The 16,646-nt window shown below is 66.4% G+C and carries 15 protein-coding genes; 1 reads left to right on the top strand and 14 read right to left on the bottom strand.

Features of this window, described 5'->3' with window-relative positions; genetic code table 11:
• Positions 1 to 20 precede the first annotated feature (20 nt).
• Positions 21 to 2,111, top strand: coding sequence for a M3 family metallopeptidase (locus EPD81_RS06115; protein WP_142804574.1), 2,091 nt, complete (start codon positions 21 to 23; stop codon positions 2,109 to 2,111).
• Between the two features lie 18 nt (positions 2,112 to 2,129).
• Here the strand turns inward: EPD81_RS06115 and ubiD are convergent, their stop codons facing one another.
• The 14 genes from ubiD to EPD81_RS06045 form a co-directional block, all read right to left on the bottom strand.
• A complete protein-coding gene (gene ubiD / locus EPD81_RS06110) occupies positions 2,130 to 3,620 on the bottom strand; it encodes a 4-hydroxy-3-polyprenylbenzoate decarboxylase (RefSeq protein ID WP_142804669.1) in 1,491 nt (496 codons plus the stop codon).
• A 5-nt stretch (positions 3,621 to 3,625) separates the two neighbouring features.
• Positions 3,626 to 4,471 (bottom strand): orotidine-5'-phosphate decarboxylase, encoded by an 846-nt coding sequence (gene pyrF, locus EPD81_RS06105; RefSeq protein WP_142804573.1) that lies wholly within the window; start codon positions 4,469 to 4,471, stop codon positions 3,626 to 3,628.
• Between the two features lie 13 nt (positions 4,472 to 4,484).
• Positions 4,485 to 5,360, bottom strand: a complete 876-nt coding sequence (ubiA, locus tag EPD81_RS06100; protein ID WP_142804572.1) for a 4-hydroxybenzoate octaprenyltransferase — start codon at positions 5,358 to 5,360, stop codon at positions 4,485 to 4,487.
• Positions 5,361 to 5,366: 6 nt separating this feature from the next.
• Positions 5,367 to 5,927: a chorismate lyase gene (locus EPD81_RS06095; protein WP_142804571.1), complete on the bottom strand. Its 561-nt coding sequence runs from the start codon at positions 5,925 to 5,927 to the stop codon at positions 5,367 to 5,369.
• Positions 5,920 to 7,974 carry an ATP-dependent DNA helicase RecG gene (recG, locus tag EPD81_RS06090; RefSeq protein WP_142804570.1) on the bottom strand — a complete coding sequence of 685 codons (2,055 nt, stop codon included), beginning with the start codon at positions 7,972 to 7,974 and terminating at the stop codon, positions 5,920 to 5,922. The genes EPD81_RS06095 and recG overlap by 8 nt, the downstream gene beginning before the upstream one ends.
• A gap of 7 nt (positions 7,975 to 7,981) precedes the next feature.
• Positions 7,982 to 8,362, bottom strand: a complete 381-nt coding sequence (locus EPD81_RS06085; protein ID WP_142804569.1) for a RidA family protein — start codon at positions 8,360 to 8,362, stop codon at positions 7,982 to 7,984.
• 13 nt (positions 8,363 to 8,375) lie between these two features.
• A complete protein-coding gene (fliW, locus tag EPD81_RS06080; RefSeq protein ID WP_142804568.1) occupies positions 8,376 to 8,831 on the bottom strand; it encodes a flagellar assembly protein FliW in 456 nt (151 codons plus the stop codon).
• 35 nt (positions 8,832 to 8,866) lie between these two features.
• The gene (locus EPD81_RS06075; RefSeq protein ID WP_142804567.1) at positions 8,867 to 9,526 is read right to left on the bottom strand and encodes an SPOR domain-containing protein; all 660 of its coding nucleotides are present in this window, start codon (positions 9,524 to 9,526) and stop codon (positions 8,867 to 8,869) included.
• Positions 9,523 to 9,984 (bottom strand): DUF2802 domain-containing protein, encoded by a 462-nt coding sequence (locus EPD81_RS06070; RefSeq protein WP_142804566.1) that lies wholly within the window; start codon positions 9,982 to 9,984, stop codon positions 9,523 to 9,525. Before EPD81_RS06070 ends, EPD81_RS06075 begins: the two co-directional genes overlap by 4 nt.
• A gap of 157 nt (positions 9,985 to 10,141) precedes the next feature.
• A complete protein-coding gene (locus EPD81_RS06065; protein ID WP_142804565.1) occupies positions 10,142 to 10,942 on the bottom strand; it encodes an enoyl-CoA hydratase/isomerase family protein in 801 nt (266 codons plus the stop codon).
• A 12-nt stretch (positions 10,943 to 10,954) separates the two neighbouring features.
• Complete coding sequence (locus EPD81_RS06060; protein WP_055423622.1) at positions 10,955 to 12,154, bottom strand: acetyl-CoA C-acyltransferase; 1,200 nt, start codon at positions 12,152 to 12,154, stop codon at positions 10,955 to 10,957.
• A 14-nt stretch (positions 12,155 to 12,168) separates the two neighbouring features.
• On the bottom strand, positions 12,169 to 14,550 hold the full coding sequence (locus EPD81_RS06055; protein ID WP_142804564.1) for a 3-hydroxyacyl-CoA dehydrogenase/enoyl-CoA hydratase family protein: 2,382 nt from the start codon (positions 14,548 to 14,550) through the stop codon (positions 12,169 to 12,171).
• A 175-nt stretch (positions 14,551 to 14,725) separates the two neighbouring features.
• Complete coding sequence (locus EPD81_RS06050; RefSeq protein ID WP_142804563.1) at positions 14,726 to 16,018, bottom strand: OmpP1/FadL family transporter; 1,293 nt, start codon at positions 16,016 to 16,018, stop codon at positions 14,726 to 14,728.
• A gap of 101 nt (positions 16,019 to 16,119) precedes the next feature.
• Positions 16,120 to 16,506 (bottom strand): acyl-CoA thioesterase, encoded by a 387-nt coding sequence (locus tag EPD81_RS06045; RefSeq protein ID WP_142804562.1) that lies wholly within the window; start codon positions 16,504 to 16,506, stop codon positions 16,120 to 16,122.
• Positions 16,507 to 16,646: the final 140 nt, after the last annotated feature.

The following is a 16,646-nucleotide window of genomic DNA, read 5'->3' as shown; positions in this document are numbered from 1 at the left end:
GAATCCACCTCGAGGACACGATGAACGCACCAGAACATCCGCTGCTGCATCCCTTTCAACTCCCTCCCTTCGATCGCCTCCGGCCGGAGGACGTCGAGCCGGTCATCACCGAACTCATCGCGCGGGCCCGCGCCGCGATCGAGCGCGCGGTCGATGAACGCACCCCGCCCACCTGGGAAGACTTCGTCGCCCCGCTCGAACGCGCGCTCGAACAGCTCTCGGACGCCTGGGGCGTGATCGGGCACCTGCACAGCGTGATGGACACCCCCGCCTGGCGCGAGGTCTACAATAAGCTGCTGCCCGAAGTCACGCGTTTCTGGACGGAGTTGGGACAGAACGAGGCGCTCTACCGCAAGACGCAGGCGCTCGCGCAAAGCCCGGAGTTCGCTCGCCTCTCGCCCGAACGCCGCCGCGTGATCGAACTCGACTTGCGCGACCATCGGCTCGCCGGTGCGGAACTGCCGCCCGAGAAGAAACCCCGCCACCGTGACATCCAACAGGAACTGTCGGCGCTCTCGGCCAAGTTCTCGGAAAACCTGCTCGATGCGACCAACGCCTATCAGGAATGGATCGAGGACGAGGCGCAACTCTCCGGCATTCCGGAGGAAGTGCGGGCCATGGCACGTGAGGCGGCGCAGGCGCAAGGCCGTCCGGGCTGGTGCTTCACCCTGCAGATGCCCTTCTACTTGCCGGTGATGCAGTACGCCGACGATCGGGCGCTGCGCGAGCGCATGTACCGGGCCCACGCCACCCGCGCCTCCGAGTTCGGCCCGCCCGAGCGCGACAACGGCCCGCTCATCGAGCGCATCCTGGCGCTGCGCGGCGAAGAGGCGCTACTGCTGGGCTATCCCGACTACGCCAGCTACTCGCTCGTTCCCAAAATGGCCAACGAGCCGGAAGAGGTCGCCTCATTCCTGCGGGAACTCGCCGCCCGCGCCAAACCCTTCGCCCTGCGCGATCTGGAAGAACTGCGCGCTTTCGCCCGCGACCGCCTCGGCCTCGATCCGCTCGAGCCCTGGGACATCGCCTATGCCTCGGAAAAATTACGCCAGGAGCGCTACGACTATTCCGAACAGGAAGTGCGGCGCTACCTGCCGCTTCCCCGCGTCCTGGAGGGGCTCTTCGCCCTCTTGGAACGGCTCTTCGGCGTGCGCCTCGTGCCCGACACCGCCCCCGTGTGGCATCCGGACGTGACCTTCTACCGCGTCGAGCGCGACGGCACGCCGATCGCCTATTTCTACGTCGACCTCTATGCCCGCGACACCAAACGCGGCGGCGCTTGGATGGACAGCGCCAAATCGCGCCGGCGCGAGGCCGAATTTCTCATGCTGCCGGTGGCCTACCTCGTGTGCAACTTCGCCCCCCCGGTGGGCGGCACCCCCCCCACGCTCACCCACGACGACGTGCTCACGCTCTTCCACGAGATGGGCCACGGGCTGCATCACATGCTCACCCAGGTCGACGAGGCGCCCATCTCGGGTATCCACCACGTCGAATGGGACGCCGTCGAGCTGCCCAGCCAGTTCATGGAAAACTTCGCCTGGGAATGGGAAGTGCTGGAGAAAATCACCGCCCACGTCGACACGGGCGAGCCGCTGCCGCGCACGCTCTACGAGAAAATGCGTGCGGCCAAGAACTTCCAGGCCGGCATGCAGATGGTGCGCCAAATCGAATTCTCGCTCTTCGACCTGCGCATCCACCGCGAACTCGCCCGCGCCCAGGAACCGGCCCTCGAACGCGTGCCGCTCGCCGACGTGCTGCGCATTCTGGAAGAAGTGCGCGACGAGGTGGCAGTGATCCGGCCGCCGTCCTGGCATCGCTTCCCGCAGAGCTTCTCACACGTCTTCGCCGGAGGGTACGCGGCCGGCTACTATAGCTACAAGTGGGCCGAAGTGCTCTCGGCCGATGCCTACGAGGCCTTCGAAGAGGCGAGCGCGCGTACCGGCACCGTGCTCGATCCCGACACGGGGCGTCGCTTCTGGCGCGAGATCCTCGCCGTGGGCGCGAGCCGCCCCGCAGCCGAATCCTTCCGCGCCTTCCGCGGCCGCGAGCCGCGCATCGACGCCCTGCTGCGGCACAACGGGCTGATGGAGGAGCCGGCGCGCAGCTGAATGAGACGAGCGACCCGCTCAGCCGAGCAGCCGCTCGACGAGCGCCGCCGCGCGCGCTTCCACTTCCGGATCCTGGACGATGGCCCGGCCCCACTCGCGATGCGTCTCGCCGGGCCACTTGTTCGTGGCATCGATCCCCATCTTGCTGCCCAGCCCGGCTTCGGGCGAGGCGAAGTCGAGATAGTCGATGGGCGTGTGCTCGGCGATCAGCGTGTCGCGCGCCGCATCCACGCGCGTGGTGAGCGCCCAGATCACTTCCTGCCAGTTGCGGATGTCGACGTCCTCATCCACCACCACGATGAACTTGGTGTACATGAACTGGCGCAGGAAACCCCAGATGCCGAACATCACACGTTTGGCGTGCCCCGGATAGGCCTTTTTGATCGACACCAGCGCCATGCGGTAGGAGCAGCCCTCCGGCGGCAGGTAGAAATCGACGATCTCCGGATACTGGCGCTGCAGCAACGGCACGAACACTTCGTTCAGGGCCACGCCCAGCACCGCCGGCTCGTCGGGCGGCTTGCCGGTGTACGTGGTGTGGTAGATCGCCTCGCGGCGCAGCGTGATGCGATCGAGCGTGAGCACGGGGAAGACCGCCTGCTCGTTGTAGTACCCCGTGTGATCGCCGAAAGGGCCTTCGAGGGCCGTGTCGCCGGGATGGATGTGCCCTTCGAGCACGATCTCGGCGCGCGCCGGCACCTGCAAGCCCCCCACGGCCTCGGTGAGCTCGGTCTTCGCCCCGCGCAGCAAGCCGGCGAACTGGTATTCGGAAAGGGTGTCGGGCACCGGCGTGACCGCGGCAAGGAGTGTGGCCGGGTCGCAGCCGATCACCACCGCCACGGGAAAGGGCTCGTCGGGATGCAGCCGGGCGTGTTCGGCGTAATCGATCGCCCCGCCGCGATGCGCGAGCCAGCGCATGATCACCCGGTTTCGCCCGATCACCTGCTGGCGGTAGATTCCCAGATTCTGGCGTTTCTTGTGCGGCCCGCGGGTGACCACCAGCCCCCAGGTGATGAGCGGACCCGCGTCCTGCGGCCAACAGTGCTGGATCGGCAACCGAGCGAGATCGAGCTCCGCCCCTTCCCACACCACTTCGCGGCACGGCGCGCGCGAAACGACCTTGGGCGCCATGTCGAGCACCCGGCGCAGCACCGGCATCTTCTCCCAGGCGTCGCGCCAGCCGCGCGGCGGCTCAGGTTCTTTCAGATAGGCGAGCAGGCGCCCCACGTCACGCAGCGGTTCGCGCCAGTCGCCGTCCTCGCCCACGTCCTGCCCCATGCCCAGCAAGACGCGGCGCGGCGTACCGAAGAGATTGGCCAGCGCCGGCAACGAATGCGCCCGGCCCTGGGTGTGCGGCCGCTCGACGAGCAGTGCCGGGCCCCGCTGCCGCAGGACGCGCTCGGCAAGCGCCGTGAGCTCCAGGTGCGTATCCACGGGTTCGGACACCCGTTTGAGCTCGCCCAGCGCCTCGAGCCGGGCGCAGAATTCGCGCAGATCGGCAAACGTCATGTCGCTCATGCCCGATCGGCGAGCACCGCGCGCACGGCAGCGTGCACCGACTGCGCCGCGGCGGCGGCGGCATCCTGCCAATCCTCGCCCTCGCTCGCGTAGAGGATGGCGCGCGAGGAATTGAGGATCAGACCGGGAAATTCCGGGCGGCACCAGCCGGCGCGCACCGTGGCCGCCAGGTCTCCGCCCTGCGCACCGATGCCCGGCACGAGCAGCGGCACGCCCGGCGCGAGCCGGCGCACCCGAGCCACCTCCTGCGGCCAGGTCGCGCCCACCACCAACCCTGCCTGCCCGTTCGCGTTCCAAGGGCCGGCAGCCAGGCGCGCCACGCGCTCGAAGAGCCGCTCACCGCCGGCGAGCTCCAGGGCCTGCAGCTCGGCGCTGCCCGGATTCGAAGTCCGGCAGAGCACGAACACCCCCTTGCCCGGCCAGGCGAAGAACGGCTCGAGCGAATCACCGCCCAAGTAGGGATTCACCGTGACCGCGTCGGCCCCGTAGCGCTCGAACGCCTCACGCGCGTAGTGGCGGGCAGTGGAGCCGATGTCGCCGCGTTTGGCATCCAGGATCACCGGAACGTCGGGATGGTGCAGCTTCACGTGGGCGATCAGCCGCTCGAGCACGCCCTCCAATCCCAGAGCGGCGAAATGCGCGATCTGCGGTTTGAAGGCACACACGCAAGGCGCGCACGCCTCGATCACCTCGCGACAGAACACCCAGACCCCTTCTGCAAGCGGCAGACGGCGCACGCTGCGCGGCAAGCGCTCCGGTTCCGGATCCAGCCCCACACACAGCAGGCGCGCCGGATCGCGCCAGCGCTCGCGTAACGATTCGAGGAAAGTCGTTTGCGCCATTTCGTTCTCTCTTTCAGCCGTGCCACAGGTCGAGCACGACGCCGGCAAAGAGCACGAGCCCGAGGTAGTTGTTGTGCAGGAACGCCTTGAAACAACGCGCCGGTTCGCGCGTGCCGATGAGCTCCAGATGGTAGGCGGCGATGCCCGCGGCGACCACCAGCGAGACGAGGAAAGGCGCCCCGGCCCCGGCGAGGATGCCGGCGCGCGCCCACAGCGCAAACGCCGCGAGGTAACACAGGAACACCGCCAACACGTCCCAGCGCCCGAAGGTGATGGCCGACGAATGGACCGGCAGTTTCAGGTCGTCGGGCCGGTCGGCCATGGCGTATTCGGTGTCGTAGGCGATCGTCCAGAAGAAGTTGGCGGCAAAGAGCGTCCAGCACACCGCGTCGGTCTGGCCGCGAATCGCCACCCAGGCCATGGGGATGCCGAACGAAAACGCCACCCCCAGATAAGCCTGAGGTACCGGCAAGAATCGTTTGGTGAAGGGATAGGTGGCGGCGATGGCGAGCGCCGGCACCGACCAGGCCACCACCTTCCAGCCCAGAGGCAGCACCAGGAGAAAGGCGATCCCCGCGAGCACTGCGGCGACCTTGAGCGCCTCATCGGGTGAAATCAACCCCGCGGCGAGGGGTCGGTCGCGCGTACGGGCCACGTGCGGATCGATGTCGCGGTCGGCCCAGTCGTTGATGGCGCAACCGGCCGAACGCATGAGGAAAGTACCCGCCACGAAGACGAAGAAGACCCCCGGCGGCGGAAATCCACCCGCGGCCCACCACAGGGCGATCAGGGTCGGCCACAGCAGCAGCAGCGTACCGATGGGTCGATCCCCGCGGATCAATTGCCAATAGAGCGGCAGGCGCGCTCTCCAGTCGAAATTCGGCTCCATCGCTCGTCACGTCGGTGTAATGAGAAGGTCGATCGGCGGCAGAAAAACCTCGCTCACCAGCAGCGGCACGCCCGCCCGCCAAAAGAGCGAGCGTCGCGCCCACAAACCCGGCGGTACTTCCCGCCACAGCGCCGATGCGCGATGATACCGCGGATCGCGCGCATCGAGCCGAACCGCCTGCAGCGTGCCGCGGCGTACCGTGGGATCGGCGAAGAGCACCGCGCCCAGAGGACGGTTGCCGATGCGCTGCAACAGACGCCACGGGTATCGCACTCCCTGCCACGCCGTCAGCGAGCGTGCGAACACCACCGGCACGCCGTCGGCAAGAAGCGCCACTTCGCGCACGCGCACCCTCTCCCACCTCGGTACCTTCAGGGCGATCGCCTCGTCCGGATAGGGGCGGCCCCATCCTTCCCAAAGGCGGCGCACGGCGAACTCCCGACAGTGCGCCCGGATGCGGGCGGTGAGCGAGCCCCGCTCGGCAAGCCAAGGCTGCAGACGGCGCGGCACCCCGACAGGCAAACCGGATCGCCAGCGCGGCACGAAGAAGAGCGCCCCCTCAGGCATGGAGCCAAGCCCCGCCACCCGGCACCCAGCGCCGGATGAGCGTCTCGGCAAGCGCCGGATCGCGTTCCAGCACTTCGTCGGCGAGCCGCTGCGCGAGCGGCACGAGATCCTCGTCCGCCACCAGATCGGCCACACGCAGGCTGGGCACGCCGCTCTGGCGCAGCCCGACGAACTCGCCGGGGCCGCGCAACCGCAGGTCCTCGCGCGCGAGCGCAAAACCGTCGTCGTTGGCACGGATCGCGGCGAGCCGCTGGCGCGCCGTGGCCGAGAGCGGCTCACCGTAGCACAACACGCAAAAAGACGCCTCGCTGCCGCGCCCAACCCGGCCGCGCAATTGATGCAGCTGCGCCAGACCGAAACGCTCGGCATGATCGATCACCATGAGGCTCGCGTTGGCCACGTCCACGCCCACCTCGATCACGGTGGTCGCCACCAGCACGTCGAGGGCGCCGGCCACGAACCGCTCCATGACCTGCTGTTTCTCTTCGTTTTTGAGTCGACCGTGCAGCAGACCGACCCGCAGCTCCGGCATCGCCGCCACGAGCTCCCGCCAGGTCTCGGTGGCCGCCTGCAGATCCAGCACTTCCGACTCCTCGATCAAAGGGCAGACCCAGTAGGCCTGTCGCCCTCGCGCACACCAGCGGCGTACCCGCTCGATGAGCTCCTCCCGGCGGCGCTGCGACAGCAGCAAAGTCCGTACCGGCTGGCGCCCCGGAGGGCGCTCGTCGAGCAGCGACAACTCCAGGTCGGCGTAGATCGCCAGCGCGAGCGTGCGCGGAATGGGCGTGGCGGACATCATCAGCAGATGCGGCGAAAATCCCTCGCCCGCCTTCGCGCGCAAGGCAAAGCGCTGACGCACGCCGAAACGGTGCTGCTCATCGACCACCGCGAGCGCCAGGCGCGGCAAAGCGACCGCCTCTTCGATGAGCGCGTGCGTGCCGACCACGAGGAGCGGTTCCCCTTCGGCGAGCCGGGCACGCAGCGCCTGCGCGCTGCGCGCCGGCGTGGCGGCGGTGAGCAGCGCCACCTCGATCCCGGCCTGGGCGAGCCACTCGCCGAGCTTGCGCGCGTGCTGGACGGCGAGGATCTCGGTGGGCACCATCAACGCCCCCTGATGCCCCCCATCCAGCGCCCGCGCCAGCGCCAAAGCGGCCACCACCGTCTTGCCGCTGCCCACGTCGCCCAGGAGCAGACGGTGCATCGGATGAGGTTTTCCCAGATCGGCGTCGATTTCGGCGAGCACCCGCCGCTGTGCCGCGGTGAGGGTGAAAGGCAGCGCCTCGCGCAGCGCCCGCCGCACCGGCCCTTCCGCTTCGGGCAAAGCGGGCGCCGTGGCCGATCGTCGCACCGTGCGCGCCCGACGCATCGATGCCTGCTGCGCCACCAATTCCTCCAGTTTCAGGCGGCGACGCGCTGCGTCCAGCCGACGTTCATCGGCACCGGCGGGCGGTGCATGCAAGCATTCCAGCGCCTCGCGCAGCGGCGGCAGCTGCTCGCGCGCGCGCAGCGCCTCGTCGAGCCACTCGGCGGGCGAAACCACCTCCAGCGCCCGGCGCACCAGACGGCGCAAGAGCCCCTGCGACAACCCCTCCACGCTCGGATAGACAGGGGTGAGGCGATCGGGCAGCGGCGCCTCGAGCGGCACCAGCCGCGGGTGGAACATCTCGCGCTCGCCGAAGAAACCGACCCGGATTTCGCCGAACCAGCGCATGTGCCGTCCCGGCTCGAGCCGCTTGACGGTACCGGGATAGACGTGCAGCCAGCGCCCCGTGAGCAGCCCCGTACCGTCGTCCAGATGCGCGACGAGCTGCGGCCGCGGCCCCTCCTTGCGCTCCACGCGCACGATGCGGCCTTCCACGAGTACGGACGAACCGGCCTGCGCCTGCGCCACGGGCGTGATGCGCGTCTCGTCCTCGTAGCGCAGCGGCAAGAGAAAAAGGAGATCCTCGGGGCGCATCACCCCGAGTTTCACCAGACGCGAAGCCACCGCCGGGCCGACGCCCGGCCAGGACTCCAGCGGATGGCGGAAAGGCGCTTGCGCGGGCAAGGCCGGATCACACCCCCAGCCAGACGACGGCCTCGGCCTCCACCATCGCCCCGCGCGGCAGGCCCTTCACCTCCACCGCAGAGCGCGCCGGATAGGGCGCACCGAAGTAGCGTGCCATCACCTCGTTGACGGTGGCAAAGTAGGAAAGATCAGTGAGAAAGACCGTGAGTTTCACCACCTGATCGAGGCTCGCCCCGGCCGCCTCCACCACTGCCTTGAGATTGGAAAACATCCGTTCGCACTGGGCGGAGAATTCCGGCGGCAGCGTCATCGTGGCCGGATCGAGCCCCAGCTGGCCGGAGAGATAGAGCGTATCGCCGGCGAACACTGCCTGGGAATAGGTGCCGATCGCTGCCGGAGCCTTGTCGGTATTGACGTGACGTCGCATGGCCTCAACCTCCTTATGCCCGCACGACCATTTCACAGGTAAACCGCTCGAGCACCTTTTGCAATCCGCGACGCGCAGCGGTGTTGATGAGCAGCGGCCCCATGAAGTTCGCTCGCAATCCCTTATCCTGCGGCGTATTCGCCTCGGCGCCATCGGCACGGCGCACGATCACGGCCAAGGCCACGTCCTCGGGTTTTCCGATTTGCAGTTGCGCCACTTCGCCGTCGGAGAGCGTGATCTCGTAGCGCACTCCCAAGGCATCGGGGCTCACCACGGAAAAAGCCACGTTCGGATCGTCCAGACTCTGCAGAATGAAGACCTTGGGACGATCCTCGCCCGCGCCCCCTTCTTCATCGTGAGCCAGCATGAAACGCTTGCACGCCTCGAACCCTGGCAGGCCATTGGGGAATTCGATCACCTTGTCTTCGGCCACATTCACTTCTCCCAACACGGGACTTTGCACTTTCATCACCCATCTCCTCGTCTCAAAACCTACGAAACCGCTCATTTCACCTGGGTCACCGCGCCGACCTCGATCTCATGGCGCTTGAGTTGCTTGGCCGCCTCCAGCGCTTCCTGGCGCGAAGCATACGGCCCTACCAACACCCGCGCTTGTAGATGAGAGGGAAAGCCTTGTTCTTGCACCCGCCCTGCGAGTGCCATGGCATTATCCATCCGTCCGAACACACCGATGGGGACATAGTAGCCTTTGTCGAGCGGTTTCGAACGGTCGATAAAGGGAGGTTCTTCCGCCTTTTCCCCGGCCGGGTGCGTTGTCATCGCTTTGGGGGGAGCATTCTGGCCGCTCGTTTCAGCCTTCGCAGTCGGCGCAACCGGTTCGGGCGGCGGAGCATCTTGGGCGACGATCGGATCTTCCGATGCAACCGTCGGCGGATGATTCTCGATCGAGGAGCGATGCGTTGCAGCATCCTCCCGCGACGCAGCCCCTTGCCATCGGTCGTTTGGTGCAGGATCATTATCTTCTTGCCCGCCCGGTTGGCTCTGAGCCTGCATCTGGGCAGGGGCTTCCTGGGTGCCGGCCGCCGGTCTCGGGGGATCCCTCGTCTCATACCATAGACCGTACGCAGCAGCAGTTGCGATCAGCAGGGCCAGCAGCACCCGCTTCCAGGGAAAGACTCGAGAATCTTCCTCGGCTTTACTCATGGCTCACTTCTCCCTTCGCCGCGCGCCATCGCCACGAGCAGCTCCGCCTCGCCGAGCGTGATGCCGCAGCGCGCGGCAATCGCCGGCGCATCCAACCCCCGGCGGGCGAGTACCATCGGTTCGACGTATTCTGGAGAAGCGGCAAGCGGTTCGACCGGGCCGGTAGCGGAGGTGGAGGCCGCAGCGGATGCCTCCAGGCGATTCAGCCGTTCGAGAATTTCCTGCTCACGGCGGGCATGCTCTTCGAGATCGCGCTGCAACGCCTCGCAGCGCCGCTCGAGCGTTTTCACCGCCAGATCGAGTGCAAAGAGGGCCGGAGTTGCACCCGGCACATCGGAGGCGGCAGCGTTGATCGTGCCCTTGGGCTGATTTCGCCGACGAGCACGCCACCAGCGCACGACCTCGAACATCACCCAAGCGATGCTCGCCACCAGGATCCCGCCGATCACCCACTGCACGCTCAGCGCTCCGTCGTTCTTCTAGCGGCAATGATAAAGCCGGACGGCATTCTCACCAAGACATCGGGCACTTCGGGGTACGGTACCTATGAGCGGAAGCCCTTCAGACTTCGCAGGAAGTCGCCATTCCCGCACGTTGGGTCGTGCGAACGCGCCCTCAGCAACCGCGAAAACGTGGTTTACGCTTGGCCAGGAACGCCTCGACGCCCTCGACGAAATCCTCGGTGGCGCTGCAATCGCCGAATGCCTCGGCTTCGGCAAGGAGCTGCGCCTCCAGGCTCTGTTCGAGCGAATCGGCGAGCAGCGAGCGGATGCGCCCATAGGCGTAGCCCGGCCCGGCGGCCAGGCGCGCGACCAGCGCCTCGACTTCGGCGTCGAGCGCTTCGGGCGCGACCACCCGATTGACGATCCCCAGCTCCAGGGCACGCTGCGCGTCGAAACGCTCCGAGAGAAGGAAAAGCTCCGCCGCACGTCGGCTGCCCACCACCCGGGGCAAGAAGTAAGACAACCCGCCGTCGGCAGGCAACCCCAGCATGGCATAGGCCGTGGTAAACACCGCGTCGCTCGAGGCGATCGCCAGATCGCAGGCGAGCATCAAGGACATGCCGAACCCGGCACAGGCACCACGCACCTTGGCCACCACCGGACAGGGCACACGGCTCAAACGCTCCACCACGGGATTCACCCGCTTCTCGATCGCGGCGCGAAACGCTTCACGCCGCTCCCCGGGCGTACGATCGAGCAGGCGGGAAAAATCGCGAATGTCCCCACCGGCCATGAAATGCCCACCCTGCCCGCTCACCACCAGGACGCGCAGATCAGTACGCTGCACCAAAGCGGCGCTCGCCTCGTCGAGCGCTTCCATCATGTCGAACGACAAGGCGTTGAGCGACTCCGGACGGTTGAGCTCCAACCGTCCGATTCCGTCGACCACCTCCCACAGCACCGTCTGTGCCATGCTTCCTCCCGTCTACACCCGCTCGAAGATCCCGGCTGCCCCCATACCCGTGCCGATGCACATCGTCACCATGCCATAGCGCACCTTCGGGTCGCGTTGCATCGCCGCCATCAGGGTGGCGGTACGGATCGCTCCGGTTGCCCCCAGAGGATGGCCCAAAGCGATCGCCCCGCCCAGCGGATTCACCTTGGCCGGATCCAGCCCCAGCGTGCGCATCACCGCCAACGATTGCGCCGCGAACGCCTCGTTGAGCTCGATCCAGTCGAGATCATCCTGTTTCAGGCCGGCACGCTGCAAGGCTCGGGGGATGGCTTCCACCGGACCGATTCCCATCACCTCCGGCGGCACGCCGACCACCGCGTACGATACCACGCGGGCAATGGGCCGCACTCCATAGCGTTCGAGCGCCGCTTCGGACATCAGCAACACTGCCCCCGCCCCGTCGGACATCTGCGAGCTGTTGCCGGCGGTCACGCTGCCGCGCGCAGCGAATACCGGTTTGAGGGAGGCGAGCCGCTCCGGTGAGGTATCGCGCCGCGGCCCCTCGTCGATCTCGGCCATCGACTCGCGCACCGCCACCGTTCCCTCGGCGCCGGGCAGGTGCGTTCGTACCATCAGGGGAGCGATCTCGTCGCGGAAGTACCCTGCGTCGATTGCCGCCACTGCCTTGCGGTGTGATTCCAGGGCGAAGGCATCCTGATCCTCACGCGACACGCCATATTTGCGTGCCACCACCTCTGCGGTCAACCCCATCCCGTAAGCGATGGCCCGGTTCTCGTCCGATTCCACCACCTTCGGGTTGAGGCTCACCTTGTTGCCCATGATCTGCGGCATCACGCTCATCGACTCGGTGCCCGCGGCGACCATCACGTCGGCCTCACCCAAGCGGATGCGCGCCGCCGCGTCGGCCACCGCCTGCAGGCCGGAAGCGCAGAAGCGGTTGATCGTCACGCCCGGCACTTGCACCGGAAAACCAGCCAGCAAGAGGCCGATGCGGGCCACGTTCATCCCCTGCTCGGCCTCGGGCATGGCGCAGCCCGTGATCACGTCGCCGATCTCCGCCAGATCGAGCGACGGCACCTTTTCCGTCACCGCTCGCAGCACGTGCGCCAGCATGTCGTCCGGTCGTACATGGCGTAGCATCCCGCCCTTGCGACCCACCGGCGTGCGTACCGCTGCCACCACATAGGCATCCTGCCCTCGTTTGCTCATCGTTGCTCCTTTCCTCAGTTGCGCAGCGGTTTGCCCGTTGCGAGCGTATGTGCGATGCGTTCCAACGTCTGGGGCGTGCGCAGCAGCGCCATGAATTCGCGCCGCTCCACCGCCAGCAGCCATTCCACCGGCACCCGGGCTCCGCTCTCCACTTCTCCTCCGCACAAAGCGGTAGCCACTCCCTTGCCGACGCGGTAATCATGCTCGGAGATGAATCCCCCTTCGCGCATATTGACCAGCATCATCTCGCAGGTGGCAATGCCGTTTCGCCCCGCCACCACGACCTCACGCTCGGGCAGCGGCGGACGGTAGCCCGCCTCGGCCAGAGAGCGGGCACGTCGGATCGCCGCGTAGAGCAACTCCTTCGGATGCATCAGCACGTCGTCACCGGCTCGCCCATAGCCGATCGCCTGCGCTTCGAGCGCACTGCGCGAGACCTTGGCCTTGGCCACCTGCTCGAACATCGGCTGGATGAACGCGAAAACATCGCCTCCAGCGGCACGCCGGGCCATGCGATGCGCCTGTATCGCCAGTTCCTTGCATCCGCCCCCTGCCGGAATGAGCCCCACGCCCACCTCCACCAGGCCGACGTAGGATTCGAGCGCGAACACCCGATGCGCCGCATGCAGAGCGAACTCGCAGCCCCCGCCCAAGGCCATGCCCTCGATCGCCGCCACCACGGGAATCTCGGCGTGCTTGAGCCGCATGGATGCCTGCTGGAATCGTTCGACCATGGTCTCCAGTTGATCGAACCGGCCAGCCTGTGCCGCCTCGAGCACCTGCTTCAGGTCGGCGCCCAGCGCAAACGGAGCCTCGTGCCACAGCACCAGCGCATCGAGCTCACGCTCGGCCCGCGCCACTGCCTCCAGGATGCCCTCGATCACCGCTGCGCCCAGCGTGTGATGGCGGGTGCGCACCGAGACGATCCCCACGCCCTGGTCCTGATCGGGGCGACGCCACAGGCGCACCCCCTCGTTCTCCCACAAGGTCTCGCCCGGATCGTCGAATCTTTCCCCCAAGACCCTGTCGGGATAGAGCTGACGCCGATATACCGCGAGCGAAGAGCGTCCCACCCACGTGCTGCGCGCCGCGCTCCACGAACCCTTGGCCGAGTGCGTGCCTTCGAGCCCCTCCACCCAGGCTGGCAGCGGCACGTTGGCGAGCGTGAGGCCGGCGGCACGATCTTCCTCGATCGACCGGGCGATGTCGCGCCAACCCGCCGCCTGCCAGGTCTCGAAAGGCCCCATGGCCCAGCCGAACCCCCAGCGCATCGCCAGATCGACGTCGCGGGCGCTGTCGGCGATCGTCGCCAGATGGAAAGCGCAGTAGTGGAACACGTCGCGAAACAGCGCCCACAGAAACTGGGCCTGAGGATGCCCGCTCGCGCGTAGCCGGGCAAAGCGCTCGCGCACATCGCGCAGGGCGAGGATCTCCTCCACTTCCGGCGCCACTTCTCCCTGGGCCGGACGGTAAGTCCCGGCGGATAGATCGAGCACCAGGATGTTCCCTTTCTCCTTGCGATAGACCCCGGCGCCGCTCTTCTGCCCCAAGGCACCCTGCCGGATCAAAACCTCAAGCCACGGCGGCACGCGAAAGATCTCATGCCAGGGATCGTCGGGCAGGGTCGTCTGCATCGTCCCGATGACGTGTGCCAGCGTGTCCAACCCCACCACGTCGGCCGTGCGGTACGTCGCGCTTTTGGGACGGCCGATGCGCGGCCCCGTGAGCGCGTCGACTTCGTCGAACCCCAGGCCCAGCCGCTGCGTGTGATGCATCACCGCGAGGATGGAAAACACGCCGACGCGGTTGGCGATGAAGTTGGGCGTATCCTTGGCCCGGATCACCGATTTCCCCAAGCGCGTCGTCAACCAACCCTCCAGCGCATCGAGCCGTGCTGCGTCGCTACCCGCATGCGGCACCAGCTCCACGAGCGGCAAGTAGCGCGGTGGATTGAAGAAATGGATGCCGCAGAAATTGCGGCGCACCGCCTCGGGCAGCGCCTGCGCGAGCGCAGTGATCGACAGGCCCGACGTGTTCGAGGCCAGCGTGACCCCTTCCGCGAGAAAAGGCGCCACGCGTTCATAAAGGGACTGTTTCCAGTCCAGGCGCTCGGCGATCGCCTCGATCACCAGATCGCACTCGCGCAGCGCCTCCAGATCGTCGTCGTAATTGGCCGGTTGAATCCAGCCGAGCCGCTGCGACTCGGCCAGCGGCGCCGGATCGAGGCGCTTCAGCCCCTCGAGCGCCCTGAGCACCGTCGCATTGCGATCCCCCTCGCCCGAGGGTAGATCGAACAACACCACCGGCAGGTCGGCATTGGCGCAATGCGCGGCGATCTGCGCCCCCATCACCCCGGCGCCGAGCACGGCCACCTTGCGGATCCTCATACGTTCCACACGATTCTCCTTGCTTCGAACGAATACCATGATGGCGCCGAAAAAACGGCACCTCGAAAAACCCTCGCGCGTCGCCGTCGTACCAACCCCAAGAGCCTGCGCGTCGGACCGAATGGACGAGCGGTCGCACAGCGAGGTCCAATCGAGGTCCGCTCACGGCGCCCGATCGACATACTCAGGAAGCGCGAGAATACTGCACTCCGGCTAGCCACACGTCGCCTTCGTATTTGCCTCTCACCCAGCCCTTTCCTTCGTCGATCGCGTTCCGATCGATGCGCGTATCGTTGATGAATAGATACGCCAGCCCGAAATCCACCCGGTTGTCACGATCCGGCGACCAACGCGCTCCGAGCGACACCCAGATCCGGTCATTGTCCGGAAGCGCCGTGAGGCGGCGCTCGGCATCCCGCACGGGCGACTCATCATAGGCCACGCCGAATTTCAGCAGCCACCGCTCATCATAACGATAGCGTGCCCCCAGGGCCACGCGCCACGTATCCTGAAAGCGGGTAGCCAAAGTATCGGCCACTGAACCAGACTGTACTCCGCTCGAACGATAAATTGGCAGCACGTTCAAGCTGCTCCATCCGGTCCACGACACGTCGGCGAGGAGCTCCCAACGCTCCCCGACCCCCTGAGCCACGCTGGCGATGAAAGTATCCGGCAAGTCTACCGATACCTTGGCGTCGACTCCGGCCAGGCCAACGCTGTTCAGCTTTGGAGCTGCCGGACCAGAGGCTGTGATGTCTCCCTCCAAATCGTGCTTGACCTTGGAACGGTACGAAAACCCCAGCTTCGTCTTGTCGGTGGGCGTGAAGAGCACACCGGCATTCCACCCCCAGGAGACGTCGTCCGCTTCGAGGCGCAGTTTCGTCCGTTGCAAAGAAGGTAACCCCGGCGCCACGCCGGCATAGCGGTCGTAGGTCGCCTCGAAACGCTGCACGCTCACCCCAAATCCCAATGACAACATATCATTCACTTTGAACGCGATCGAGGGATTGATGTTGATCGTCTTGATGTCGAACTTGGTCGAATGAAATCGCCCGATCCAGTCGTCGCTGTATTCGGTCATGAGGCCGAAGGGTACGCCCACGCCGATTCCTGCCCACAAACGATCGTTGATCCTGTGCGAATAATACCCGTTGGGAATCGCTGCCCAATCACCGGCATCACCGCCATTGCTACCCGTCATCGGCACACCGGGGACTAGCATGCTACCCTCGTTCTTGAACTTGAAACTGGGTTTCACCAATGACACCCCCACTGAAACCTCACGCGCCCCGAGCCGGGTCATACCGGCAGGGTTATAGAAGATCGTGCCCGCATCTTCGGCCAGCGCCGCCGAGCCGGCATAGGCGTTGCCGATGCCGCTCGCGCTCTGTTCGATGAGCTGAAAACCGCTGGCCAGCGCCGTGGAACTGGCGGCGAACAGCGACGGAACCACCACGGTCAAAAGCTTCGTCTTCATTGCTCGTCTCCTCCTCTTCGTCACGAACCGACGGACATACGCCCGCTCATTCTTTTCTACCTGCCACGTTCCGACGAAGCCCCCTCGGCAAGCCGGACCGTTCAACTCCCCTCTATGGGGCGTTTGTTACCCTGCGCATCGAGCGCCACGTAGGTGAGCCGGGCTTCGGTGACCTTCACCACGAGCGGACGCTCGGGATGGCGCTCGGCAAAGACTTCGACGTCCACCGTGATCGACGTACGCCCCACCGAAACGATCTCCGCATACAGGCTCACCACGTCACCCACGGCGATGGGCTGTTTGAACACGAAACTGTTGACCGCCACCGTGGCCACGCGCCCGCGGCTGCGACGGCGCGCCGGCAAGGAGCCTGCGATGTCGACCATCGCCATCACCCAGCCACCGAACACGTCGCCCGCCGGATTGAGATCCGAAGGCATGGGCATCACCCGCAATTCCGGTTGACGATCTGGCAGCACATCCGACATGGTTTTCTCCTGAGGACACGAATCGAACGACCATGATAGCCGACTCGTTCATCCCTTCCTGGCAAAAAAAGGCGCTCGCCCGAAGGCGAGCGCGACCACCAAGGGAGGGAGGGAACTCTGGAGAACGCATGGGATGCACC

The organism is Tepidiphilus sp. J10 (assembly GCF_006980785.1).
Lineage (GTDB): Bacteria > Pseudomonadota > Gammaproteobacteria > Burkholderiales > Rhodocyclaceae > Tepidiphilus > Tepidiphilus olei.
This window is presented reverse-complemented; position numbering and strand designations above follow the sequence as displayed.